Origin of the sequence: Sphingomonas sp. Root710, assembly GCF_001429065.1 — a bacterium.
In the GTDB taxonomy this organism is placed as follows: Bacteria; Pseudomonadota; Alphaproteobacteria; order Sphingomonadales; family Sphingomonadaceae; genus Rhizorhabdus.
Genome location: NZ_LMIB01000001.1, coordinates 1,528,876 through 1,553,526, shown reverse-complemented (window position 1 = coordinate 1,553,526; position 24,651 = coordinate 1,528,876). Strand labels below are relative to the sequence as shown.

Here is a 24,651-nt window from a genome sequence, read left to right as displayed (position 1 = left end):
GCGGAGCCTTGACCCGGCTCCTCCGTCCTCTGCCGCGCGTGATACTACTCGGCCTCGCTGCCGCCGTTTCGACGGCGGCGGCGGGTGCCGAGACCATTTCCAATATGGCGACGATGTCCTTTCGCGACGGCGGTGCCGCGCATGTGTTGACGTCGAACACCGTATCGATCGAGCGCGCGGGCGTCTTGCCCGCCTCGATCCGTTTCACCCGGCTTCCCGCCTCTTTCACCGGTCGATTGCCGGTTGCGCTCTGCCGCAACGGGCAGCACACCCTCGCCGACGCGGCACAGGATGGTCAGGCCTCGGCGCCGGCATCGATGTATCGCGACAGCCAAAGCTATGCGCCCAATGCGCCCGTGCTGATCGAGTTGACCAACCCCTCGGGCAATGACGATCCGTCGATCGCCGAGACCGCCGACGTCGTGATCTGGTCGGACCGGGGCGATGCCGAACATCTGACGCTGACCGAGACCGGCCCGGACAGCGGGATGTTCACCGGAGCAATCAGCGCCAAGGTCGCAATGGTCGCCTCCGAAGACTGCGTGCTGCAGACCAGCGCGCGCGAAAAGGTCACCGTGGAATTCGACGGTTCGAGCGACGGCACCAACAACGCCAGCGACGAGGCGCTTATCGATCCTTTCGGCCTGGTCTTCGATTCCCTGACCGGTCAGCCGGTCGACGGCGTCACCGTCTCGTTGATCAATGCCGACACCGGCCGCCCCGCCCAGGTGTTCGGCGACGACGGCGTCAGTCTCTATCCATCGACCGTCATCACCGGCCAGCCGGTTACCGACGACGGTGGCGCGGTCTACGCACCGGAAACCGGGCGATACCGCTTCCCCCTGATCGCATCGGGCCGCTACCGGCTCCAGGTCGATGCCCCGCCAGGCTACACCGCGCCATCGGCCGTCGCCCCCGCCAGCCTTTCGACGCTCGAAGGTCCAGCGGGTGCCTATATCGTCGTCGAGGCCTCCTATGGCCGCGATTTCGCGCTCGATCAGGTCGATCCGCTCCAGGTCGACATCCCGATCGACCCCAGCGCCGCGGGCCTGTCGCTCGACAAGATCGCCTCGGCGCGCACCGCATCGCCGGGCGACACCGTCCAATATCGGCTGCGCCTCGCCAATCGTGACGGATCGGCCACGATTCCGGGCGTCACCATCACCGACGTCCTGCCGCCGGGCATGCGCTATCGCCGCGGATCGACGCGCGGTGTCGCCGAGCCCGATGTCGGTGCGGATGGCCGCTCGCTGACCTTCCATCCGGGCGTCATGGCCCCGGGAAGCTCGCTCGAAATCCGCTACAGCGTCATGATCTCGCCCGGCGCACCGCTGGGTGAGGCGCTCAACCGTGCCGTCGCGACCGATGCCGACGGCAAGCGCAGCGCTACCGGCAGTGCCGCCGTGCGGATTCGACCCTTGCTGAACAGCGACGCGCTGACGATCGTCGGCCGCGTCACCGAGGGCGCGTGCGGCCTCACCGGCGATGCACGCAAGGGCGTCGCAAATATTCGCATCCTGATGGAGGACGGCACCTATGTCGTCACCGACAAGGACGGGCTCTATCATATCGAAGGCGTCCGCAAGGGCCGCCACGTCGTCCAGCTCGACACCCAGAGCCTGAAGGCCGGGCTGTCACCGGTCGATTGCGATCCCGACACCCGGTCGGCGGGCCGCGCCTTGTCGCGCTTCGTCGAAGGACAGGGCGGTACACTCCAGCGCGTCGATTTCAGCCTGCTGCGCGATCCGGCCAAGGCGGACGCCGCGGAAAACCGGCCTTCCGAGGCGGTCGCGGACGATGCGGCAGCGGCGGGCAACGGCATCGACTGGCTCGATTGGGCGGGCGATGAGGCCGGGGTCGACTGGCTGTTTCCGATGCTCGACCATAATCCGCGCGCTCCGGTGCTGCGCGTTGTCATCCGGCATGTTCCGGGCCAGGCGATCGACCTTCGCCTCAACGGTGCGCCCGTCGACGATCTGGCCCGCGATCAGGGCGACGGCAATGGCAAGGTCGCCATCGCCAAATGGACCGGCTTGCCGCTGCGTGAGGGCGACAACCTGCTCGAAGCGCGCGTCACGGATGCGTCGGGCAAGCTGGTCACCACACTCACCCGCACCGTCCATTATGCCAATGTGGCGGCGCAGGCCGAATATCTCCCCGCACGCTCGCACCTGATCGCCGATGGCATCAGCCACCCGACGATCGCGGTGCGGCTGACCGACCGTGACGGCGCGCCGGTGCGTAAGGGCACCCCGGTCAGCTTCGAGATCGATCAACCCTATATGGCGGCGGTCGAGGGCGACGCGCAGGACGCGAAGCCGCTCGAAGGCCTCGGCCGTGGCCTGCCAACCGCGCGCGTCGCGGGCGATGACGGCGTGGCCTTCATCGCGCTGGAGCCGACCGCGCAGGCCGGCGCTGCGCATATCGTCATCAAGTTCGAACAGAATGGGCAGACCCGCACGATGGAGCTTCGTCCCTGGCTGCAGGCGGCGGCGCGCGAATGGGTCGTCGTCGGCTTCGGCGCGGGCACGTTGGGCCACAACATCCTGTCGGGCAAGGCGCGCAAGGCGGGCCTGCTCAGCAAGCATGACAGCTTTACCGACGGTCAGCTTGCCTTCTACGCCAAAGGCCGGATCAAGGGCAGCTGGCTGCTGACCATGGCCTATGACAGCAACCACAAGCAGGACAAGGATCGTGGCCTGCTGTCGGCGATCGATCCCGATCGTTATTACACAGTCTATGGCGACGGCACGACGCAGGGCTATGACGCGGCGACGCGCGGCAAGCTCTACCTGCGCCTCGAGCGTCGCCAGTTCTACGCGCTCTACGGCGATTATCAGACCAACCTCACCCAGACACAGCTGACCCGCTTCAGCCGCACCCTCAATGGCGTGAAGGGCGAATTCCGGGGACGGGTCGTCTCCTTCACCGGCTTCGCCGCGAACAGCGCGGAAAGCTATGCGCGGGACGAGATCCAGGGCAGCGGCCTGACCGGCCCCTATCGCCTGCGTGGCCGGGCGATCCTGCCGAACAGCGAACAGGTGCGGATCGAGACCCGCGATCGCCTGCGCTCCGAACTGATCGTCGAGACGCGCAATCTGACGCGCCATATCGATTACGACATCGACACCGACCGGGGCACGCTGGTCTTCAAGTCGCCCGTCCTGTCACGCGATGCCGACGGCAATCCCGTCTTCATCGTCGTCGATTACGAGCTTTACGGCACCGGCGCGAAGCGGCTGGTGGCGGGCGGCCGCGCGGCGGTGTCGCTGCTCCACGACCGGGTCGAGATCGGCGCGACGATGCTGCGCGACGAGACCAGCGGCACCGCGACGGTCGGCGGCGTCGATCTGAAGGCGAAGGTCGCGAAGAACACCGAGCTGCGCGTCGAGGCGGCAGCGGGTGGGGAGGGCGGCAACAGTTCCGACCGCGCCTATGTCGCCGAGGTCGAGCATCATGACGCCCGGATCGACCTGCTCGCCTATGTCCGCCAGCAGGATGAGCATTACGGCGTGAGCCAGCAGAATGTCGTCGAGGCGGGCACCCGCAAATTCGGCGCCGACGGCCGGGTCAAGCTGACCAGCAAGATCGCGATAAACGCCGCCGCCTGGCATCAGCAGTCGCTGACCGGCCCGGCGAAGCGCGACGCGCTCGATGCGCGCGCCGAATGGCGCAGCGACGGCGTCAGCTTCCACGCCGGGGTCAAACTGGCGAACGATCGCGGCGTCGGCAACCTCGCCAAGAAGTCGCAGCTGCTGACCATGGGCGGGTCGAAGGATCTGTTCGACGGCAAGCTGCTCGTCGCCGCGGAGAACCAGTTCGCGCTGGGCGGCAACAAGGACAGCGTCGATTTTCCGGTCCGCCGGACGATCGACGCCAGCTACCGGTTCAGCGAAGCGGTCCGGCTGATCGGCGGTTATGAGATGGCGAAGGGTGAGCGCTATGCGGCGCGCGGCCTGCGCATCGGCTTTGACGTCGCGCCCTGGGCGGGGGCGAAGCTGACCAGCACGGTCAACCACGAGACGGTGGGCGAGAGCGGCCCGCGCAGCTTCGCGCAGTTCGGCATGTCGCAGTCGCTGCCGATCGGCGAGAAGTGGACGATCGACGCCTCGCTCGACATGAGCAAGACGGTCAGCGGGCGCATCCCGGCGGGCGCGGTGGTCAATCCGCTGCATCCGGTGGCGCTGGGCGGCACGCTGGGCCAGGACGGTAATATCAACGAGGATTACCGCTCGATCAGCCTGGGCGCGGCGTGGCAGTCGGGCAGCTGGTCATGGAACGGACGCGCCGAGCATCGCAACGGCGACAGCTCGACCCGCTGGGGCGTCAGCAGCAACATCCTGCGCCGGCTAGGCGAAGGCCGCACGATCGCTTCGACGCTCCGTCTCTATCGCATCCGGGACAAGAATGGCGCGGTGGCGGCGGCGATGTCGGGCGATGTGGCGATCGCCTGGCGTCCGCTCGACAGCCGTTGGTCGATCCTCAATCGCACCGAGCTGCGCCACGAGCGCGGCGACGCCGGGGTGGGCGCGGGCAATCTGCTTGGTGTCGGCACCGCCAATGGCGCCGACGCGCTGTCGACACGGATCATCGACAACCTCGCGGTCAACTGGCGCGACGGGCGTGAGGGCGAGGATCATCGCTGGGAAGCCTCGCTCTATTATGGCGTCAAATATGTCCGTGGGCGTTTCGATGACGACAAGTTCGACGGGCTGATAGACGTCACCGGCTTCGATCTGCGCCGCGACATCGGCCGCCGCATCGATATCGGCATCAGCGGCAGCGTCCAGCACGCCTGGACCGAAAAGGCCGTCGCCTTCAGCATCGGCCCATCGGTGGGCGTCAGCCCGGCGGACAATCTATGGATCAGCCTTGGCTATAATATGAAGGGTTTCCATGACCGCGATTTCGAGGACAACCGCTATCTGCGGCAGGGGCCCTATGTGACGATGCGCCTGAAGTTCGATCAGCAAAGCATGGCCGCGCTTGGTGGCAAGATCGGAGGGATGTTCCGATGAAGAACTTGCGCTGGCTCCTCCTCCTGCTGGGTGGGCTCGTGGCGCTGTCGGCCGACGCCGAGGCGGCGTTGACCGTCAGCAAGACGCAATCGACGGTCTGGGATACGGAGAACAAGTTCGTGCTGCCCAAGGCGATCCCGGGCGCGCGCGTCGAATATGTCATCACCGTGTCGAACGCTCTGTTCCAGAGCACCGCGCGCAACGTCACCATCACCGACGCGATCCCCGCGAAGACCAAATTCTATGTCGGATCGGTGGTGGTGACGATCGGCGCGCTGTCGAGCCTGACCTATCCGACCGGCGGCGCGCTCGAATATTCGAGCGATAACGGCTCGACCTGGACCTACACCCCATCGGCCGGCAGCGACGGCAGCGATTCCAATGTCACCAATATCCGCGTCAAGGTCGGGGGCAGCCAGGTCGCCGGAGACAGCTTCACCGTCGCCTTCCGTGCCGTGGTAAAATAGCAGCCATAGCGATTTCTAGGCAGATGCAATCATCTGCCGGCTCGGAAATCGCGGTCATTCAAAAAACTGGGACGGTAGACCTGATGCTATCAGATCGACCGTTCCAGACTTGACCCGGCCAGTCGCCGCCGCCAAGCGGCGTCGCGCGGCACCCTCGCCGCGAAGGGAATGCCGTGGCCGAGACCCATATCCTCACCCTGTCCTGCGTCGATCATCCCGGCATCGTTGCCGCGGTATCGACCTCGCTCGCCCGGCACGGCGCCAATATCCTCGAGGCGCAGCAGTTCGACGATCTGCTGACGGGGCGGTTCTTCATGCGGGTCGAATTCGCGCTGGTCGGTGGTGCCACCATCGAGCAGCTCGCGGCGGGCTTCGCTCCCGTCGCCGCCGATCATGGCCTCGACTATCGCTTCCGCCCTTCGGCGGCGCGCAAGCGCGTCCTGCTGCTCGCCAGCAAGTTCGACCATTGCCTCGCCGACCTGATCTACCGCTGGAAGATCGGCGAGCTGGCGATGGAGCCGGTCGGCATCGTCGCCAATCATCCGCGCGAGACCTATGCCCATCTCGATTTTGGCGGCATCCCCTTTCACCACCTGCCGGTGAGCAAGGATAACAAGCCCGCGCAGGAGGCGCGAATCAAGGCGATCGTAGAGGAAAGCGAGGCCGACCTGATCGTCCTCGCCCGCTATATGCAGATCCTATCGGATGATCTGGCCGGCTTCCTGTCGGGGCGCTGCATCAACATCCACCACAGCTTCCTGCCCGGCTTCAAGGGGGCCAAGCCCTATCATCAAGCGCATGCGCGCGGGGTGAAGCTGATCGGCGCGACCGCCCACTTCGTGACCGCCGACCTCGACGAGGGGCCGATCATCGAACAGGACACCGAGCGTGTCAGCCACCGCGACACGCCCGACGACCTCGTCCGCAAGGGCCGCGACATCGAACGCCGCGTGCTCGCCAGCGCGGTCCGCGCCTTCCTCGAAGATCGCGTCCTGATGAACGGCGCGAACACGGTGGTGTTCAGCTGAAACGGGCTGCCGGCGGGCGATTGCCGGGCCGCCGAAGCGACCGCAAACGTACGAGCTGCCGCCAGATATCGTCGTCGCTGGGCGGGAGAGATGGACGCGTTCCGGCGATCAGGATCGCGTCCGACAGGGCGCCGAGGCTGCACGGTTTGGCGACGACGGGATCCTCGCCACCCGGTTTGACTGGCAGGCCGGTCATATAGACGACGGGAAGCCCCGGCATCGACATGCGGGCTTTCGATGCCAGGGTCGTTCCGTCCATGTCGGGCATCAAAATGTCGGTGATCAGCAGGTCAATCGGGGGCGCTGCTTGCCGGGTGAGGTCGAGCGCCGATCTGCCGTCGGTACTCTCGAGGACATGATGGCCGAGTTCGCGCAACAGGTCCGCCGTGACCTGCAAGGTCAGGAAATCATCATCGACGCACAATATCTTCATGCGGCCTCCACAATCCCACCAAAGAAACTCGGATATCTGCCGCTTTTTCCGTATTCAGTAGTCGTGCGTAGGTCATGACCTACAGAGTTGTCAGCAATCGTCCCCGGCGTGACGCTGGTCCTGATTTGCCGGGCCCAGGATCGACGCTATCAGGGTTCTGGCCAATTTTCCGTAGCGGAAATTGCCATCATGCCGGTAACGGCCTGCTTTGGTTTGGGGCCGCTCCTGTAGGTCATCGGCCTACGCTACTTTGGCGGGGCCGTGCCTAAACCTGCGGCAGGTTAGGGTAATGTCGAAATCGGGGAGATCCCGCGGCCCGATGGAATGATGAAAGTCCGATGACAGACGAAATGATGGTAGGTTCGCGGGTCATAACCAGCAATAAACGGGTCCTTGTCGTCGATGACCACCCCATCGTCATCTATGGGCTGAAGTTGCTGCTCGGCGACAACGAGAATGTCACGATCTGCGGCGAAGCGAATGATGTTCCCAGTGCGTGCCAGAAGGTCGACGACCTCGTTCCGGATATCGTCATCCTCGATCTCATATTGGGTGGACAGGATGGGATCGATCTCATCCGCACCTTGCTCAAACGCAGGCCAGATCTGTTGATCATCGCCTATTCCTGCCAATATGAGCGGGTCGTCGGTCCGCGGGTCTTGCGTGCGGGCGCACGGGGCTTTCTCTCCAAGGTCGGGGGACTTCGAGAGATGGAAGCCGCCATCGCTGCCGTGTCGAAGGGCGATCTGTTCTTCGAGGGCCGCAGCCGGCCCGGCGCCGGGGCGGTGCTCGCTTTCAGCGAAGCCCAGGCGATCGACGCCTTGTCCGACCGCGAGATGCAGGTGCTTCAGCTCACCGGCCAAGGCTTGTCGTTGCAGCGCATCGCGCAGGAACTCTCGCTCTCCGCGAAAACGGTCGGCACCTATCGCGAGCGGCTCAAGATCAAGCTCGGTGTCGATCGGGTACAGGAACTCGTCCCCTTGTCACGGTATCTGCTGGCGCAGGGGCCAGCCGGCAACCGCCGGAAATCCTGATGATCCGTTCGACGACGCAGCCGCTCGACGGGAGCCGCTCCTTCGATGAGGAGATCATCCCCGTCAACCTTCGTCGCACGCAGATCGTAGGGTCCGTCGCGGCCGCGATGATGCTGGTCGAGGGGGCGCTCGCTATCGTCCGGCAGAATATACTGCTGCTCACGGTGGCCCTCGCCGGGGCGGCGCTGATGTTCGCCTTTGCCGTCGCCGCGCATCTCGCGCGCCGCCGCAGCCCGTTCGACCGGGCGGTGCCGCTCGGTTTCATCGTCGTCCTGCTGATCGTGGCGCAATTGCTGGCCGTGACGGGCTCGCGCGCAGACGAGCAAGCCTATGCCTATTCGATCGTCCTGCTCGGCTTGGCGGCGCTCTTCAAGGTGCGGCCGGGGATCTTCGGAGGAATCGTCCTCGTCACGAGTGTCATGTTGCTGGGCTGGATCGGCAGCCTGCATCTGCCTATCGGCATCGCGTTGCAAAGCGCCGGTACCGCCCTGTTCGCCGCGGTTTCGGCCGTGTTGATCCGCTATCTTCTCTACCGCGCCCGCGAGCGGGATCATGTCATGAGGGCGATCATCGCCGGGCAGAACAGGATGTTCGCCAACGCCAATCACGAACTGGCCCAGCGAAACCATGACATCCGGGAAACGATGGCGATCGCCGCGCATGATTTGCGCAGCCCGATGTCCGGACTGCACGGGCTTCTTGAGCTTGCCGCCAGCCGGCCGGACATGCCGCCGGACATGCTGCGCAGCGTCTTCACGGAAGCCGGCCAGAGCGTTGCGGACATGCTCGCCCTGATCGATAAGCTGCTGCAGGCGCACGAAGCCGAAGATCGCGGTGCCGTCGACCTGCGGGTCCACGACCTCCATGCACTTGCCGCCGCCGCGGTCGAAAGGATCGGGGTCAGAGCCGGTATGGCCGGGGTCGAGTTCGAACGGCTCGGGCAGGAGCCCGCCATATTGATCAGTACCAGCGACGAGGCCGTGGCGCAGATATTGGACAATCTCCTGTCCAACGCGGTCCGCTATTCGCCCCCCGGAAGCACCGTCCGCGTCGCCTGTGCGACCGTCGACGGCGATGCCGTCGTCGACGTGATCGACCAGGGCGTCGGCATTGCCGCGGAGGAGCAGACCCGGATATTCGCGAAGTTCCAGCGAGGGTCGCGTCCGCCGGTGGCCGGAGGCCTCGGCACCGGACTCGGCCTGTACATCGCCCAGCGCGCCGCGCTGCGCATATCGGCCCGGCTCGAATATCGGCAGCCGGCGAGCGGCGGCTCGATCTTTCGGCTGACGCTTCCCTCGATGGGCGGCGCCGAGGGATGAAGAGACTTCACCCCTTACGGCATCTTATTTCCTGAACGCCGCCAATATCTCCGCGCCGCGCTTCGCCTCCAATGCGCCGCATGCATTGATCTGCTCCACCGTGCGGTCGAGCGCGAGCGCGCCGCGCTTGTGCTTCTCGATCATCGGCCGGTAATCGGCCTCGACCGCCTTGGCCTTCTCGACCGAGCAATAGCGGATCGGCGTTGTCGGCAGGCGGTTGGCGGCGAATATGCCGCTGCCCTTCACCAGCACGTCATAATTCTTCACCGACCAGGCATAGGCCATGTCGCGCGTTTCGGGCTCCAGCGCCATGATCTGGATCACCGTGATCTTGTCGCTGACCCGCATCCGCTGGTCGTCGATATGGTCGAGCAGCCAGCGGCCATTGTCCGCTTTGCCGGTGCCTGCCAGCGCGGCGAGCGCGCTGTCGCGGAACAAGGTGTCGTCGCTGGCCATCGCCCGGTCGAACAGGCTCGCCACCGCAGTTGGCCCGCCCGCCGCCACATAGGCGCTCAGCCCGTCGTTGAAGAAAGCCTGGTCGAGCGCATCTTTGTCGCCGCCCAGCCAGGCGGTCGCAGCGGCGGCAAGGCGGGCGCGCAGCCCCTTGTCCTCGGCCTCGTCCGCGACCAGCGAGACGAGGTCGGCGCGCAGCTTCTGCCGGTCGCCATTCTCGCTCTCATACAGCCCCGCGCGCGGATCGAAGCCGATCGCGGCGAGCTTGGGCCCATAGGTGCCGGCGATGAAGGCGCGATAGCCGGGCAGCGCGTCGCCCGCGATCATGCCGCGCTGGCGCAGGCCCGCGAGCCGCTGTCCGCCATCGACCGCCGCACCCGAATAGTCATTCCCCGCCATCGCCTTCGCCGCATCGAGCAGAAGCGACGGCGCGACCTCGCCCGCGCGGAAGCCCGCCCACAGGCTGTCGGTCAGCGCCAGCGCCTCGCCCGATTCCAGCTTCGCCGCATCGGCGATCAGCGTCCGCCATTCGGCCTCGGGCAGCGAGAAGCGATAATAGCCGGTGCCGCCCGCATTGGGCATGATCGCGCCCTTGCCGGCCAGCTTCACCGTCGCGCTGGGCTGGTCGAGCAGACTGCAATCGCGGGTCTCGCCGATCCGCACGCACAGCGGGATGATCCAGCTCTGCTGCGGCAGGCTGCTGCCGAGCAGCGCATAGCGCTTCTGGCTGACGGTCACGCCGTCCGCGGTGCGTTCGACCCGCACCACCGGCACGCCTTGCTGGTCGACGAAGCTCTTCATCGCGGCGAGCAGGCGCGGGTCATGCGCGGAATCGGCCAGCGATCCGAAGAACTGGTCGGTCGTCGCATTTCGATAGGCGTAGCGGTTGAGGTGGAGGCGGACGCCGTCGCGGAACTTCGTATCGCCCATATAGGCGGCGATCATCGAGACGACATGGCCGCCCTTACCATAGGTCACCTGATCGAAGGCGCTGTCGATCTCGCCATTGGTCCTGATCGGCTGGTGGATCGGCCGCCCGGCCTTCAGCGCATCGACGTTCATCGCCGCGAAGCCCTCGTCCAGCGCGCCCGCCCAGATTTTCAGGTCGGGCCGCCATTCGTCGCCGATGCGATAGCCCATCCAGTTGGCGAAGCTCTCGTTCAGCCAGATGTCGTCCCACCAGGCGGGGGTGACGAGATCGCCGAACCACTGGTGCGACAGCTCATGCGCGACGACCATCCCGAAGGTCTTCTTCTGGTCGGTCGACGCACCCTTGTCGAGGAGCAGGATGGTGTCGCCATAGATGTCCGCGCCCGCATTCTCCATCGCCCCCGGCATCACCGGCGAACCGATCTGGTCCAGCTTGGGGAAGGGGAAGCCGGTGCCGAAATATTTCTCCAGCAGGGTGATGATCGGGCTCGTGTTTTCCAGCGCGAAGTCGAGCTTGTCCTTGTAAGGCTGGGTCCCGACGATGCGGACCGGCAGCGGTTCCTTGCGCTCGGGCGTCGCGGGCACCGCGCCGCTTGCGGTCGCATAGGGGCCGACGACGAAGGCGACCAGATAGGTCGGCAGCGGCCGGGTCGGCAGGAAGTCATGGCGGACGAGATCGCCGACCTTGGTCGTCTTCACATCGGGCGCATTGCTCAGCGCCGTGTAACCCGGCTTGGTGGTCAGCGAGACGGTGAACGGCGTCTTGTACCCCGGCTGGTCGAAACCCGGGAACGCCGCGCGCGCGTCGATCGACTGGAACTGGGTCCAGGCATACCACTGTTCCCCAACCTTGATCCGGTACAGCCCCGCCGGGCTGTCGCCGAACGCCGCGTCATAATCGAACACCAACGTCGCCTTGCCTGCGGGCAGTGGGCTCGCAAAATCGAGCCGCGCGACCCCGGTGGATTCGACCTGGCTATAGACCGCCTTGACCGTCTTCCCCCCAACCTTCGCGACCGCGCTCGACACCTTCAGCTCACGGCCATGCAGATAGAGCGAACTGGTCGCCCCGCGCAGCGTGACGTCGATCTCGGTATGCCCCGAGAAACGCTCCTGATCGGGCAAGACGGTCAGGTCGAGCCGATAGGCGCTCGGCGTCGCCGCATCGGAGAGAATGCCGAGCGGCACCGGCTCGGCGATCGGCGCAGCGGCGGGGAGGGCGGTCGAAAGCGCGGCCAGAGCGACGGCGGCGAGCAGATTTTTCATAGGATGTCCTCTTAGGGAGATGTGTTGGTCATATAGGTGACTAACACACCTCGCAAGCGCGGGTTTGTTCTACGACGCGGGAGCGTGAGCGGATGCATTCAGCCTTTGGAGGACTGGGGGAAACTCTGCGCTCGTCGTTTGTTCCGCTTCTCGAGCGATGCTCGGTACGTCGCAACAGTTTCCTCAAGGCTCGTCAGAAATGCGTCCATAAACATTCGCGAGCGCTTTGCAGCTCGTGTGCGAGAAATACCTTTTATGCGATCGCTGAGGTAGAGATAGGAGATTATGAAATAGAACCTCAATGCCAGCGGGTTACCATTATTATTAATGGTGGCCTTAGCGGGTCCGGCAAATAAAAGCGACAGGGCATCATGGAGTTGTGGCGTCGAGAATTTAATGTCGAGACGGCTATGAGCGCATGCATTCCGCATTGCCTTGATCACTTTTAGCATGTCCACGGTCTCTTGATCGATAGTTCCAGTGGCGTGAGCCAGCGTGACCTTGTGATCGAAGGAGCTGAGTAGCCCGCCCCCTCTTATGAGATTCTTTTGTTCTTGGTTCGATAGGCTCGTGAACGTTCCCATTAAGCGGGCAAGCAAGGCGTCCTCAATTAAGCTACCGAGGATGACAACGACACCTCGATCGCTCTCGTCCATCAGCATATCGGCTAGGTCGCCAATGTCGTCACTTAGCGCTCCTAGCTTTTGGTACGAACCAAGTGCCTCCAGAACCCGGGTGCGCCTTTCCTGATCGCCTTCCGGTCGACTCATGGCTTGATGAAAGACGGCGCATGAAACATGAAAGCCCCTCCAAGCAGACATCGTGCGGTAGCGCGACGAAGTAATCAACAGCAGGATTGCCACTCCGTCGGAACAGACACGAGTCGAAAAAAAGAAGAAGTGCTAACCGGCATACCGCCACTGCTGATTGTGAGGCTATTTGCTGGAGCCTTAGGCGGCGTATCGCCGGTCGGTTTGTTGAAAGGTCAGCCGATTACTGGAATAGCTATCGTTGCTAGTAGGCAACGGCGAGAAACGGAAAGCTAACCCGCCGCTCGAAACAAACTCGGCTGATCGGGCGGCGTCTCCCCCGCGATCACCACTCGGTCGCGTCCCGCCGCCTTCGCCTCCAGCAGCGCGCTGTCCGCCACGCTGAGCAGGCTCGCGCCGTCCGATTGCGCCGGATAGGCGGCGACTCCGATCGAGACGGTCACCGGGTGGAGCGGGCGGCCGCGATAGGCGAGGGCGACCTTGCGGATCGTCTGGCGGATGTCCTCGGCGCGCTCGGCGGCGGCGGTGGCGTCGCGGCCGGGCAATAGCATCGTGAACTCCTCGCCGCCGAAGCGGCAGGCGAGGTCGCGTTCGCGGGCGTGGCTCAGCAGCACCTGCGCCACATGCTGCATGACGAGGTCGCCCGCATCATGGCCGAACTCGTCGTTGAAGCGCTTGAAATGGTCGATGTCGATCATCAGGCAGCCGAGCGGCGTCCCCTGGCTTTCGGCCAGCGCGCGCTCGAGGTTGAACACTTCGTCGAGATGGCGGCGGTTCGACAGCCCGGTCAGCGGATCGCGCGTCGCCAGCGCGCCCAGCGTCGCGCGCAGCTGGATATTGGCAAGGGCGAGGCCGATATTCTCAGACATCAGGTCGAGATAGATCGACCGCTCGCCATAGCGCCCGCCGCCTTCTTCACGCGCTTCGAAATAGAGCATGCCGACGGTCCCGCCCTGCGCCATCAGCGGCACGCACAGGCAATCCTGCCCATCGATGTCGCCGATATGCTGGCAGCAGATATCCTCGCCGCGCGCATTGCTGCGATGCGGGTGGCCCCGGCGCAGGCCCCAGCAGAAGGATGGCGCGAAATCGGGCAGGCTCAGCGTGGGCTCCTGCCATTGGCCGATCGTGCTCAGCCGCCCGCGCGCATGGTCATAGACGAAGATATGCCCGGCCAGATCGGGGAAGATCTGCGGCGCATAGCAGGAGACGACATCGGCCAGCTCGGCCTCGACGTCGCAGCCCTGCATCCGGTGCATCATCCGCGCGATCAGGTCCTTGATCCGCCGGTCCTCGTCACGCTCGCGTTCCAGCCGCTCGCGCTCGATCGTGCTGCGGCGGAACAGGCGCAGCGCCTGTGTCACCTCGCCGATCTCGTCCTGGTGCTGGTCGTCGGGCAGGTCGGCCTCGAAGTCGCGCTCGGCCAGACGGGTGACGACGTTGCTCATATGCGTCAGCGGCCGGGCGACGCGGCGCGAGAGGATGAAGTAGAGCACCGCGAGGAACAGCGCCGCGGTGATCCCCAGCAGCGCTCTCGCGACATCGTCCCAGCGATCGGCGGTTTCGCGCGCGGCGGTCAGCTCACCCGCCGTCCGCGCCCGCATTGCCGCCTTGAAGCGGTTCAGCGATTGTTCGACATCGCCGTCGAGCGCCAGATAGCGGTCGCCATAGAGCAGGCCGGTTGCCGCGGCGCGATCGCCCCGGTCGACGGCTGCGATCGCCGCACGTTCGAGCGTTTCGACGTTGGCGAGATCGCGATCGGCCTCGCGCAGCGCTTCGGTCTCGGCGGGAGAGAGCGGCAGCGCGCGCAGCCGTACGGTCATCCGGTCGATCGCATTCGCTCCGTCGCGGTCGCGTTGCCAGGCCAGCTTGTGTGCGGGATCGCCGCGCATCGCATAGAGCCGCGCCTGATCGGTCAGCCGCTCGATGATGACGTCGATGTCCTCGGCGATCCGCAGATAGGCCGAACGCTCTTCGACCGCGGCGCGTTCGTCCTTGTCGGCATCGACCGCGAGCAGGAAGGCCGCGCCCGATCCGAAGGTCAGCAGCAGCGTCAGGCCATAGGCCCAGTTGGTAATCGTCGCGATGCGCATCGTCAGGCGTCTCTCCGGAAATGCCGTTAGATCATGCCGTTACGCACTTGCCCTCTCCGCAATATTGCGGAGCGTCAACAATAGGGCGTGGGGCTCGGCGGCGGCGCGCTGATGACGAGGCGGCGGCTGCCCCAGTAGTTGGTGTCGATCGCGATGCGCAGTGGCGAGGGCGGATGCCACAGGCGTTCGGCATCAGGCGTCAGGCACGAGTGCCAACCGGCATGGTCCAGCGCGGGTTTGATGTCCAACACCGCACCCTGATCGCGGGGATGCCACAAAGTCACATGATCGAAGCGCGCGGGGTTGCCCGCCAGGTCGATCGCGGCGCTTAGCGGGCCGACCCCCATCACCGTGACGCCATCCTTGCGGCAGCGGATGCCCTTGGTGTCTTCCAGGCAATTGCCAAAGCCCGCCGCCAGCGCGGTGGCGAGATTGCCCGACAACGGCAGCCCCTCGAACACCGCCGCTGGCTTCAGGGCCGGCTCCGGCGCGGGCTTTTCACCGCATCCGCTCAGGGCGAGCCCCGCCAGCACAAGGAAGAAACCACATCGCATCCCCCGTGGTGATGCGCATGTTTCGGGCGGCCCGCAAGGGTGGTGGTCAGCGAATGGCCACCTTCGCCGCCTCCACCTGCCATCCGCCGCCGAGCGCGCGGAACAGGTCGACCTGCGCATTCGCCACCCGGGCGTCGGATTCGGCCAGGTCGGCATCTGCCGCCGCCGAGGTGCGCTCGGCATCAAGGACGATCAGGAAGTCGGCCCGGCCCTCGCGCAGTTGGGCGCGGCTGATATTCGCGGCGATCTGGGCCTGGTTTGCGGCCTCGCGCAGCGCCTCACGGCGATCGAGTTCGTGCGCATAGGCCGACAAGGCGGTCTCGGTCTCCTGCAACGCGCCGAGCACCGTGCCGTCAAAGCTGGCGAGCGCCGCCTGCGTCGATGCCTTGGCCTGGGCGATCTTGGCGCGTCCCGCCTCCTGATTAGGGAAGTTCCAGCTCAGCAACGGGCCGACCAGCCAGCGCAGCAGCCCGCCGCCGAACATGTCGCCGAGCGAGGGTCCGGTCGATCCGATCGATCCCCCCAGTGAAATGCGCGGATAGAGGTCGGCAGTGGCCACCCCGATCCGCGCGGTCTCGGCGGCAAGGCGGCGCTCGGCCTCGCGGACGTCGGGGCGCCGCGCGAGCAGCCCGCGGCCGTCGCCGACCGGGATCGGCCGGTCGAGGCGCAAGGTGGTCTTGCGCTGGCCGACATCGGCGGGAAGATCGGCGGGCGCGCGGCCAGTCAGCGTCGCCAGCCGGAACAGCGCGGCGTCGCGCTGGGCGCGCAGCGGCGACAGGGTGGCGCGCTGCTGCTCGCGCAGCGCCGAGGCGCGCGACACGTCGAGCCGCGAGGTGCGGCCCGCCTCGAAGCGTTTGCCGGTCAGCGTCACCGTCTGATCGAGCAGGCCCAGCGTACGTTCGGCAACCTCCAGCCGCTCGGCGGCCGACGAGGCGTCGGCATAGGCGCGCGCAGTCTCGGCGACGATCGCGACCTTCACCGCGTCGCGCGCGGCTTCGGCGGCCTGTGCGTCGCCGCGTGCGGCCTCGACCGCGCGGCTCACCCGGCCGAACAGATCGACCTCATAGCCGACGCTCAATCCGGCATCGAACGACCAGTCCTCGCGCTTCGCGCCTGGCGCGCGCTGGCCTTCGGGCGAGCGGCCATAGGTTGCCCCTGCGCCGATGTTAGTCTGCGGCAGCCGGTCCGACCGGGCTTCGCGCAGCGACGCGCGCGCCTTGTCGAGATTGGCGATCGCCACCCGCAGGTCGGTGTTCGCCGCCAGCGCGTCGGCCACCAGCCGGTCGAGCACCGGGTCCTGATAGAGCCGCCACCACGCCCGGTCGGGCTCGGCCGCCGTCACCGGCGCGGCGGGCGCGCTGGTGAAGGGACCGGCGGCGCTCGGCGGGGTGGCCGGGCGGACATAGTTGGGCCCGGCGGCGGCGACCGTCAGCAGGCTGGCGGCGGCGAGCAAAAGTTTCTTGGTCATCTTATCCTCCCCTTATTCGGCGGGAACGAGCGCAGGATCGGCCTCGCCGCCCTTGCCCCAGCGGCGCTCGAACCGCTGGGCCAGGGTGCGCGCCGCGACATAGAAGGTCGGGGTGAAGACGAGGCCGAAGAAGGTCACGCCCAGCATGCCCGAGAACACCGCCGTGCCCAGCGCCTGGCGCAGCTCCGCGCCGGGCCCGCTCGCGATCACCAGCGGCACGACGCCCAGGATGAACGCGAAGCTGGTCATCAGGATCGGGCGGAGCCGGTCCTGCGCCGCGCGGACGGCGGCGTCGACCGGTGACAGGCCTTCCTCCTCGCCCTGCTTGGCGAACTCGACGATCAGAATCGCGTTCTTGGCGGCAAGGCCGACGAGCACGACAAGGCCGATCTGTGTCAGGATGTTGTTGTCCATGCCCCGCAGGTTCACGCCGGTCATCGCCGCGAGTAGCGTCATGGGCACGATCAGGATGATCGCCAGCGGCAGCATCAGGCTTTCGAACTGCGCCGCCAGCACCAGGAAGACGAACAGCACCGCCGCGGCGAACACGTACATCGCAGCGTTGCCGGCCAGCTTCTGCTGATAGGCGATCTCGGTCCATTCGGCGGTTACGCCGGCGGGCAGCTTCTCGGCGAGCTTGTCCATCGCTGCCAGCGCGGCGCCGGTCGAGTGGCCAGGCGCCGCCTCGCCCTCGACGTCGATCGACGGATAGAGGTTGTAGCGCAGCACGCGATAGGCGCCCGACTTGTTCTCGATCGTCGCGACCGCGCCGATCGGCACCATCGCCCCGCTGTTCGAACGGGTCTTGAGCTGCTGGATGTCCGAGACATCGTCGCGGAACGGCATGTCGGCCTGCGCGGTCACCCGATAGGTGCGGCCGAGCAGGTTGAAGTCGTTGACATAGGCTGAGCCCAGATAGACCTGCAGTGCCTCGAACACCCGGCTCGGCGGCACACCCAGCATGTCGGCCTTGGCGCGGTCGATGTCGGCATAGGCGCGGGGCGCGTTATTCTCGAACTTGGTATGAACCATCGCGAGGTTCGGGTCCTTGTGCGCCTCGCCGATCAGGCCCCAGGCGACCTGGTTGAGCTTGTCCAGACCCAGGCCCGCGCGGTCCTGCAGCACCATCTTGAAGCCGCCGCTGCTGCCGATGCCGCGGATGACCGGGGGCTGCACCACGAAGACCCGCGCCTGATCGAAGCCATGGGCGACCTTGCCTGCCTCGGCGATGATCGATTTCATGGTCTGGCCATGCTTGGCGCGCTCCTCGAAGCTGTCGAACACGAGGAAGGCGACTGCCGAGTTGGATGCGTTGGTGCCCGATGGCGGGTGGAAGCCGGTCAGCATCACCGCGCCCTTCACACCGGGGATTTTCAGCATCTTCTTGGACACCGCGCGCAGCGTCGCATCGGTCGAGGCGAGAGCGGTTCCCGGCGGGCTGAAGACCAGCGCGATCGCATAGCCCTGGTCCTGCGCGGGGACGAAGCCGACCGGGGTCGCGCCGAACACGGCGACCGTCAGCGCGACGAGCCCCGCATAGGAAAACAGCACGCGCTTAGGCCGCGCCAGCAGCTTGCGGGTGCTGTTCGCATAGAAGCCGCTCAGCCGGTCGAACCCCGCATTGAAGCGCTTGCCGCCGATATAGGCCATCCGCGCCCAGCGGCCCTTGGGCTCGTCCTCCGCCTTGGGCTGGAGCAGCCGGGCGGCGAGGGCAGGGGAGAGGGTCAGCGACAGGATCAGCGAGATGATCGTCGCGGACGAGATGGTCACCGCGAACTGGCGATAGAATTCGCCGGTCAGCCCGGTCAGGAACATCGTCGGCACGAACACCGCGCACAGCACCAGCACGATCGCGACCAGCGCGGTGGAGACCTCCTCCATCGACCGGTAGGCCGCCTGCATCGGGCTCAGGCCGTGTTCGAGATTGCGTTCGACATTCTCGACCACGACGATCGCGTCGTCGACGACGATGCCGATCGCGAGGACCAGGCCGAACAGCGAAAGGTTGTTGAGCGAATAGCCGAAGGCGGCGAGCACCGCGAAGGTGCCGATCAACGAGACCGGGATTGCGATCACCGGGATGATCGCCGCGCGCCAGCTTTGCAGGAAGACGAGGATCACGATCACCACCAGCACCACGGCTTCGAGCAGCGTGTGCTGGACGGCGCTCACCGACTCGCTGATGAACTGCGTCGGGTTGTAGATGACCTTATAGTCCAGCCCGCGCGGAAACTTCTTCGACATGGTGTCGAGCTCGGACAGCACCGCCTTGGCGGTGGCGAGCGCGTTCGATCCCGGGCGCTGGAAGATCGCGATGCCGAGCGACGGCTGGCCGCTCAGATAGGTGTTCACGCCATAATCCTCGGCGCCCAGCTCGACCCGGGCGACATCGCGCAGCCGGGTCAGCCGGCCATCGGCGTCGGCCTTTATCACCACGTCGGCGAACTGCTGCGGCGTGGTCAGCCGGCCCTGGGTCTCGACGTTGAATTCGAAGGCGCTGGAGCCCGTCTCGGGCGGTTTGCCGATCGCCCCCGCTGCGACCTGGACGTTCTGCGCACGCAGCGCCGCGACGATCTCGCCCGCGGTCATGTTGCGCGCGGCGGCGAGGCCGGGGTCGATCCAGATCCGCATCGCATAGTCGCGCGCGCCGAACAGGCGGACCTCGCCGACGCCGTCGATACGGGCCAGCCGGTCGCGCATCTGGGTCAGCGCGTAATTGGAGATATAGCCGCGATCGAGCGAGTTGTCGGGTGAGATCAGGTTCGCGACCAGGATGAAGTCGGGGGACGTCTTGCGGGTGACGACGCCCTGGCGGCGCACCTCCTCGGGCAGGCGCGGCTCGGCCAGCGCGACGCGGTTCTGGACCAGCACCTGCGCCTCGTCGAGATCGGTGCCCAACTTGAAGGTGACTGTCGTCACCAGCCGCCCGTCACCGGTCGCCTGGCTCGACATGTAGAGCATGTTGTCGACGCCGTTTATTTCCTGCTCGAGCGGCGACGCCACGGTTTCGGAGATCGTCTCGGCCGACGCGCCCGGATAGGTTGCGCTGACGGTGACGGTCGGCGGCACCACCTCGGGATATTGCGAGACCGGCAGGCCGAAATAGGCGAGCGCACCGACGATCGTGATGATCACCGCGATCACGCCCGCGAAAATCGGCCGCTGGATGAAGATGTGGCTCAGGCGCATATGTCTTGTCCCTGTTGGCCGGCGCGAGAAGGGCCGTTCGCCCTTCGGGGGGGGAAGGGCGTCAGGCTGCCTCGTGGGCAAAATGTTCGTTCGTCAGCGGGCTGCCGCTAATGTTGCCTGTGATGCGACGGGGGCGAGGGCGGTCGCGGCGGGGGCTGGCGCCGCCGCTTCGATCTTGCCTGCCATGGTCTGGACCTTGGGTGAGGCGGCGGCGAACTGGACGCCCGAGATCACCACCTTGTCCTGGGGCTTCAGCCCCGATCGTATCACGCGCAGGCCGTTGACCAGCGGCCCGGCCTCGACCGGCCGCGCCTCGACGCTGCCATCCTTGCCCGTCACCACATAGACGACCTTGCGCGCCTGATCGTTCACCACCGCCGCGTCGGGCACCAGCAGCGCCTTCTGCGCGCCACCCGAGGCCAGGCGCATATTGCCGAACATGCCCGGGGTCAGGAAATAGTCGGGGTTGGAGATCACCGCGCGGCCGCGGATCGTGCCCGATCCGTTATCCAGGGCGTTGTCGGTAAAGTCGACCTTGCCTTTCCATTTGTAATCGGCCTCGTCCTGGAGCCGGATCTCGACATGATCCGAACCCGCCTTCTGGCGCCGCTGCTTCAGATAAAGCGCTTCGGATCCATCGAAGGAGAAGTAGATCGGGTCGAGCGCATTGATCGTGGTCAGCACGGTCGCGCTGGACGCCGAGTCACCCGAGACGAGGTTGCCGATATCGACGCGGCGGTCGGACACGCGGCCCGAAATCGGCGCGCGCACCTGGGTGAACTCGACGTCGAGCCGCTTTGCCTGCACCTGCGCGCGGGCGGCGGCCAGCGCCGCTTCGGCGGACTGGACGGCGGCGCGCAGCGAGTCGACTTCCTCGGCGCTCACCGCCTGGTCGGCGATCAGCCGGTTGGCGCGGGCGAGTTCACTGCGGGCGAGCGTCAGCGCGGTCGCCGCACTGGCCACTCGGGCGCGGGCCTCGGCCAGCGACGCGGCGAAGGGGCGAGGATCGATCGTGAAGAGCAGCTGGCCCTTGCGGACGATGTCGCCGTCCTTGAAGTGGATCGAGGTCAGCGCGCCCGAGACGCGGGGACGGATCTCGACCGCCTGGCTCGCCTCGAACCGGCCGACATAATCGTCCCACAGCACGACATTCTGCTCGATCGGCTGGCTGACGGTGACGACCGGGATCGGCTGGCTGTCGGCCTTCGCCTTGTCGCCGCCGAACAGGCCGTAGCTGGCGAACAGGATGAGCCCTGCGATCGGCAGCGCAGCATAGGCGGCGCGCTTGCGCGTGAAGCGGGGCGGCGCGGGGGGAATCGGGTCGAGCGTCTCGACAGGATCGCCCTTGAGCTCGGAAAGATACATTTGCGTGTCCCTGCGCTTACAAAAATGTGACAGAACGGTACGTCCTGATCATGCAGGTACCGACCGGTCACATCTTTTGCAAGTGCGAACACTGCTGACACGATTGCAAAAATAACTATCGGGGGTGGAAGATATCCGCGCGGAACCCGGAAAACTGCGTAATCCCACCCCCTCCCACCGATAGGAGGGGATGGGCAAAACCCGTTATTTCGCCAGCTCGGCCTCGATCGCCGACGTGATGATCGCGTCATCCGGCGCGATGTCCGGCGCGAAGCGCGCGGCGACCTTGCCGTCCTTGCCGATCAGGAACTTCTCGAAGTTCCACAGCACGTCGGTCTCGTTCTCCGGCACGATGCCGTACCCCGCCAGCTTCTCTTTGAAGCTGCCGTCCTTGAAGGTCTTGTCGGGCTTCTCGGCGACCAGCTGCGCGTAGAGCGGATGCTGGTCGTCGCCCTTGACCGACAGCTTGGAGAACATCGGGAAATCGACGCCGTAATTGGTCGTGCAGAAATCGGTGATCTCGGCGTCGGTACCGGGCTCCTGCGCGCCGAAATTATTGGCCGGGAAGCCCAGGACGACGAGGCCTTTGTCCTTGTACTTGCCGTAGAGCGCCTCGAGCGCCTCATATTGCGGGGTGAGGCCGCATTTGGAGGCGACATTGACCGCCAGAAGCACCTTGCCGGCATAGTCGCCCAGCGTGGCGTCCTGGCCGTTGATCGTCTTGAGCGGGATGTCCTGGATCGCGGTCGCCATGGTCGGCTCCTTCTTGATGGGTGGCGGTGAGCATATCGGGCGGCGGGCTCGGTGGCGCAACCCCCCGAAGAGAGGGCGACATTGACGGAACCCGGCCGTGGCGGCAAAGCGAGCGCCATGAAGAAGCTCACCGGCCAGGATCGTTCGATCACTACCCATTGGCGGCCCGCCACCCAGGCGGTTCGCGGCGGCACCGTGCGCTCGCATTTCGGCGAGACCAGCGAGGCGCTCTTCCTCACCTCGGGCTATGCCTATGACTGCGCGGGCGACGCCGCCGCGCGCTTCGCGGGCGAGCAGAAGGGGATGACCTACTCGCGGCTCCAGAACCCCACCGTCGAAATGCTCGAGGAACGCCTCGCGCTGATGGAGGGGGCGGAAGCCGCGCGCTGCATGGCGTCGGGCATGGCCGCGATGACGGCGGCGCTGCTCTGCCAGCTGTCGATGGGCGACCATATCGTCGCGGCGCGCGCCGCCTTCGGCTCGTGCCGCTGGCTGACCGACACGCTGCTGCCGCGCTTCGGCATCGAATCGACCATCGTCGATGGGCGGGACAATGATGCGTGGAAGGCGGCGATCCGCCCGAACACGAAGCTGTTCTTCTTCGAGACCCCGGCCAACCCCACGCTCGACATCGTCGATCTGGCGGCGGTGTGCCGGATCGCGAAGGATGCGGGGCTGCTGACCGTCGTCGACAACGCCTTCGCCACGCCGCTGCTGCAGCGGCCGATGGACTATGGCGCGGACATCGTCGCCTATTCGGCGACCAAGATGATGGACGGGCAGGGGCGCGTGCTGGCGGGCGCGGTGTGCGGTACCGACGCCTTCATCAACAACACGCTGCTTGCCTTCACCCGCAACACCGGGCCGACACTCAGCGCCTTCAACGCCTGGGTGGTGATGAAGGGGCTCGAGACGCTCGATCTGCGGATCAACCGGCAGAGCGAGAATGCGATGAAGGTGGCGCAATTCCTCGATGGCCGGGTTCGCACCCTCTATCCGGGGCTTGCCAGCCATCCGCAGCACGAACTGGCGATGAAGCAGATGTCGGCCGGCGGCACGATCATATCGATCTTCGTGGACGGCGGGCGCACGCAGGCGCATGGCTTGCTCGATGCGCTCGAACTGGTCGATATTTCGAACAATATCGGCGATTCGCGATCGTTGATGACGCACCCCTGTTCGACCACCCATGCCGGGTTGTCGGCCGAGGTGCGTGCGGAGATGGGAGTCGAGGAAGGCATGTTGCGGCTGAATGTCGGTCTGGAAGACCCGCTCGACGTGATCGACGATCTCGATCGCGCGCTGAAAGCCGTTGGCCTGTGATCATGAAGGCCCTCTTCCCGCATACCGCGCAGACGCGCGGCGTCGTCGTGCGGGTCGCGGTGTCCTTCATGCCCGAACAGTCGGAACCGGCGCGCGGCCGCTGGTTCTGGTCCTATCATATCCGCATCGAGAATGAGGGGCAGCAGGCGGTGCAGCTCCTGACCCGCCACTGGCTGATCACGGACGGGCGCGGCGGCAAGCACGATGTGCGCGGCGAAGGCGTGGTCGGCGAGCAGCCGGTGATCGAGCCCGGCCAGTCCTACGACTATGTCTCGGGCTGTCCGCTCCAGACCCCTACCGGGTCGATGGAGGGCAGCTATCATATGGTCGCCGAGGACGGCTCGACCTTCGAGGCCGCTATCCCGCGCTTCCCGCTGATCGGCCCCGCAGTCGCCATATGAAGCGCACCCATCTCCCCCTCAACGGCCTGCGCGTCCTCGACGCCGCGGCGCGCCACCTGTCCTTCACCCGCGCCGCCGACGAACTGGCGGTGACCCCGGCTGCGGTCGGCCAGCAGATTCGCGCGCTCGAGGACACGCTCGGCGTCGTCCTGTTCCGCCGCACCGCCAAGGGGCTCGAACTGACCCCCGAGGGAGAGGCTGGGCTCGACGCGCTGCGCGCCGGCTTCCTCCAGTTCGAGGAAGCCGTCCGCGCGATGCAGGCTGGCCAGTCGTCGAAGACGCTGACCATCGCAGCGCCGCGCGACTTCACCGCCAAATGGCTCGCCCCGCGTCTGGCCGATTTCGGCCGCACCGATCCCGAGCTGCGTTTCGTGCTGCTGTCGTCGGACGAGGGGCTCGATTTCACCCAGGCCAATCTCGATCTCGCCATCTGCTATGCCGAGGGGCCGGGCGAGCATGAGGGCGTCCAGCTGGCCGAAGGCGCGCTCGTCAAGATCGGCCTCGCCGACGGCGCACCGATCGGCTGGCCCGGTGCGCCCGCCGATGACAGGAACGCCGCGCTGATGGTCGCCGACGCCGGCCTCGCGATCGACGCGGCGGCGGCGGGCTTCGGCACCGCGCATGTCCCTGCGTTGCTCGTCGAGCGCGACGTTGCCGAGGGCCGCGTCCGCGCCCATGGCGATGTCCAGCCGTCGGCACACAGCTATTGGCTGGTCGCGCCGACCCCGCAATGGCGGCAGAAGAAGGTCAAGGCCCTGGTCGCGACGCTGACCGCCTGACGCTGGCC

General features: G+C 66.2%; 17 protein-coding genes. 8 read left to right on the top strand and 9 right to left on the bottom strand.

The window, feature by feature from the left end; genetic code table 11:
* Nucleotides 1–8 precede the first annotated feature (8 nt).
* The 3 genes from ASE00_RS07240 to purU all read left to right on the top strand — a co-directional run bounded on the left by ASE00_RS07240 (nt 9) and on the right by purU (nt 6,513).
* On the top strand, nt 9–5,018 hold the full coding sequence (locus ASE00_RS07240; RefSeq protein ID WP_156405303.1) for a DUF11 domain-containing protein: 5,010 nt from the start codon (nt 9–11) through the stop codon (nt 5,016–5,018).
* Entirely contained in the window at nt 5,015–5,485 is a 471-nt protein-coding gene (locus ASE00_RS07235) for a hypothetical protein (RefSeq protein ID WP_056378569.1), read from the top strand. Before ASE00_RS07240 ends, ASE00_RS07235 begins: the two co-directional genes overlap by 4 nt.
* Before the next feature lie 173 nt (nt 5,486–5,658).
* Complete coding sequence (gene purU, locus ASE00_RS07230; RefSeq protein ID WP_056378567.1) at nt 5,659–6,513, top strand: formyltetrahydrofolate deformylase; 855 nt, start codon at nt 5,659–5,661, stop codon at nt 6,511–6,513.
* Here purU and ASE00_RS07225 read toward each other — a convergent pair.
* The gene (locus ASE00_RS07225) at nt 6,506–6,946 is read right to left on the bottom strand and encodes a response regulator (protein ID WP_056378565.1); all 441 of its coding nucleotides are present in this window, start codon (nt 6,944–6,946) and stop codon (nt 6,506–6,508) included. The two genes, purU and ASE00_RS07225, sit on opposite strands and share 8 nt — an antisense overlap.
* A gap of 338 nt (nt 6,947–7,284) precedes the next feature.
* On the opposite strand from ASE00_RS07225, the gene ASE00_RS07220 reads away from it, so the two are divergent.
* Both ASE00_RS07220 and ASE00_RS07215 read left to right on the top strand, forming a co-directional pair.
* Complete coding sequence (locus tag ASE00_RS07220; protein ID WP_056378562.1) at nt 7,285–7,980, top strand: response regulator; 696 nt, start codon at nt 7,285–7,287, stop codon at nt 7,978–7,980.
* A complete protein-coding gene (locus tag ASE00_RS07215) occupies nt 7,980–9,299 on the top strand; it encodes a sensor histidine kinase (protein ID WP_056378560.1) in 1,320 nt (439 codons plus the stop codon). The genes ASE00_RS07220 and ASE00_RS07215 overlap by 1 nt, the downstream gene beginning before the upstream one ends.
* Before the next feature lie 24 nt (nt 9,300–9,323).
* Here the strand turns inward: ASE00_RS07215 and ASE00_RS07210 are convergent, their stop codons facing one another.
* The 8 genes from ASE00_RS07210 to ASE00_RS07175 form a co-directional block, all read right to left on the bottom strand.
* The gene (locus tag ASE00_RS07210; RefSeq protein ID WP_056378558.1) at nt 9,324–11,948 is read right to left on the bottom strand and encodes a M1 family metallopeptidase; all 2,625 of its coding nucleotides are present in this window, start codon (nt 11,946–11,948) and stop codon (nt 9,324–9,326) included.
* A gap of 98 nt (nt 11,949–12,046) precedes the next feature.
* On the bottom strand, nt 12,047–12,811 hold the full coding sequence (locus ASE00_RS07205) for a hypothetical protein (protein WP_156405302.1): 765 nt from the start codon (nt 12,809–12,811) through the stop codon (nt 12,047–12,049).
* A gap of 179 nt (nt 12,812–12,990) precedes the next feature.
* A complete protein-coding gene (locus ASE00_RS07200) occupies nt 12,991–14,811 on the bottom strand; it encodes a diguanylate cyclase (protein ID WP_056378554.1) in 1,821 nt (606 codons plus the stop codon).
* Between the two features lie 74 nt (nt 14,812–14,885).
* Nucleotides 14,886–15,365, bottom strand: coding sequence for a hypothetical protein (locus ASE00_RS07195; RefSeq protein ID WP_056378551.1), 480 nt, complete (start codon nt 15,363–15,365; stop codon nt 14,886–14,888).
* A gap of 46 nt (nt 15,366–15,411) precedes the next feature.
* Entirely contained in the window at nt 15,412–16,833 is a 1,422-nt protein-coding gene (locus ASE00_RS07190) for an efflux transporter outer membrane subunit (protein WP_056378549.1), read from the bottom strand.
* Between the two features lie 12 nt (nt 16,834–16,845).
* The gene (locus ASE00_RS07185; RefSeq protein ID WP_056378547.1) at nt 16,846–20,022 is read right to left on the bottom strand and encodes an efflux RND transporter permease subunit; all 3,177 of its coding nucleotides are present in this window, start codon (nt 20,020–20,022) and stop codon (nt 16,846–16,848) included.
* A 93-nt stretch (nt 20,023–20,115) separates the two neighbouring features.
* On the bottom strand, nt 20,116–21,387 hold the full coding sequence (locus ASE00_RS07180) for an efflux RND transporter periplasmic adaptor subunit (RefSeq protein WP_056378545.1): 1,272 nt from the start codon (nt 21,385–21,387) through the stop codon (nt 20,116–20,118).
* A 204-nt stretch (nt 21,388–21,591) separates the two neighbouring features.
* On the bottom strand, nt 21,592–22,140 hold the full coding sequence (locus ASE00_RS07175; RefSeq protein WP_056378543.1) for a glutathione peroxidase: 549 nt from the start codon (nt 22,138–22,140) through the stop codon (nt 21,592–21,594).
* Nucleotides 22,141–22,257: 117 nt separating this feature from the next.
* Between ASE00_RS07175 and ASE00_RS07170 the strand changes: the two genes are divergently transcribed.
* From ASE00_RS07170 to ASE00_RS07160, 3 genes are read left to right on the top strand one after another with little or no spacing between them, the layout of a single operon-like run.
* The gene (locus ASE00_RS07170) at nt 22,258–23,463 is read left to right on the top strand and encodes a trans-sulfuration enzyme family protein (RefSeq protein ID WP_056378541.1); all 1,206 of its coding nucleotides are present in this window, start codon (nt 22,258–22,260) and stop codon (nt 23,461–23,463) included.
* Nucleotides 23,464–23,465: 2 nt separating this feature from the next.
* Complete coding sequence (apaG, locus tag ASE00_RS07165) at nt 23,466–23,864, top strand: Co2+/Mg2+ efflux protein ApaG (RefSeq protein ID WP_056378540.1); 399 nt, start codon at nt 23,466–23,468, stop codon at nt 23,862–23,864.
* Nucleotides 23,861–24,643, top strand: a complete 783-nt coding sequence (locus tag ASE00_RS07160) for a LysR family transcriptional regulator (RefSeq protein WP_056378538.1) — start codon at nt 23,861–23,863, stop codon at nt 24,641–24,643. The genes apaG and ASE00_RS07160 overlap by 4 nt, the downstream gene beginning before the upstream one ends.
* Nucleotides 24,644–24,651: the final 8 nt, after the last annotated feature.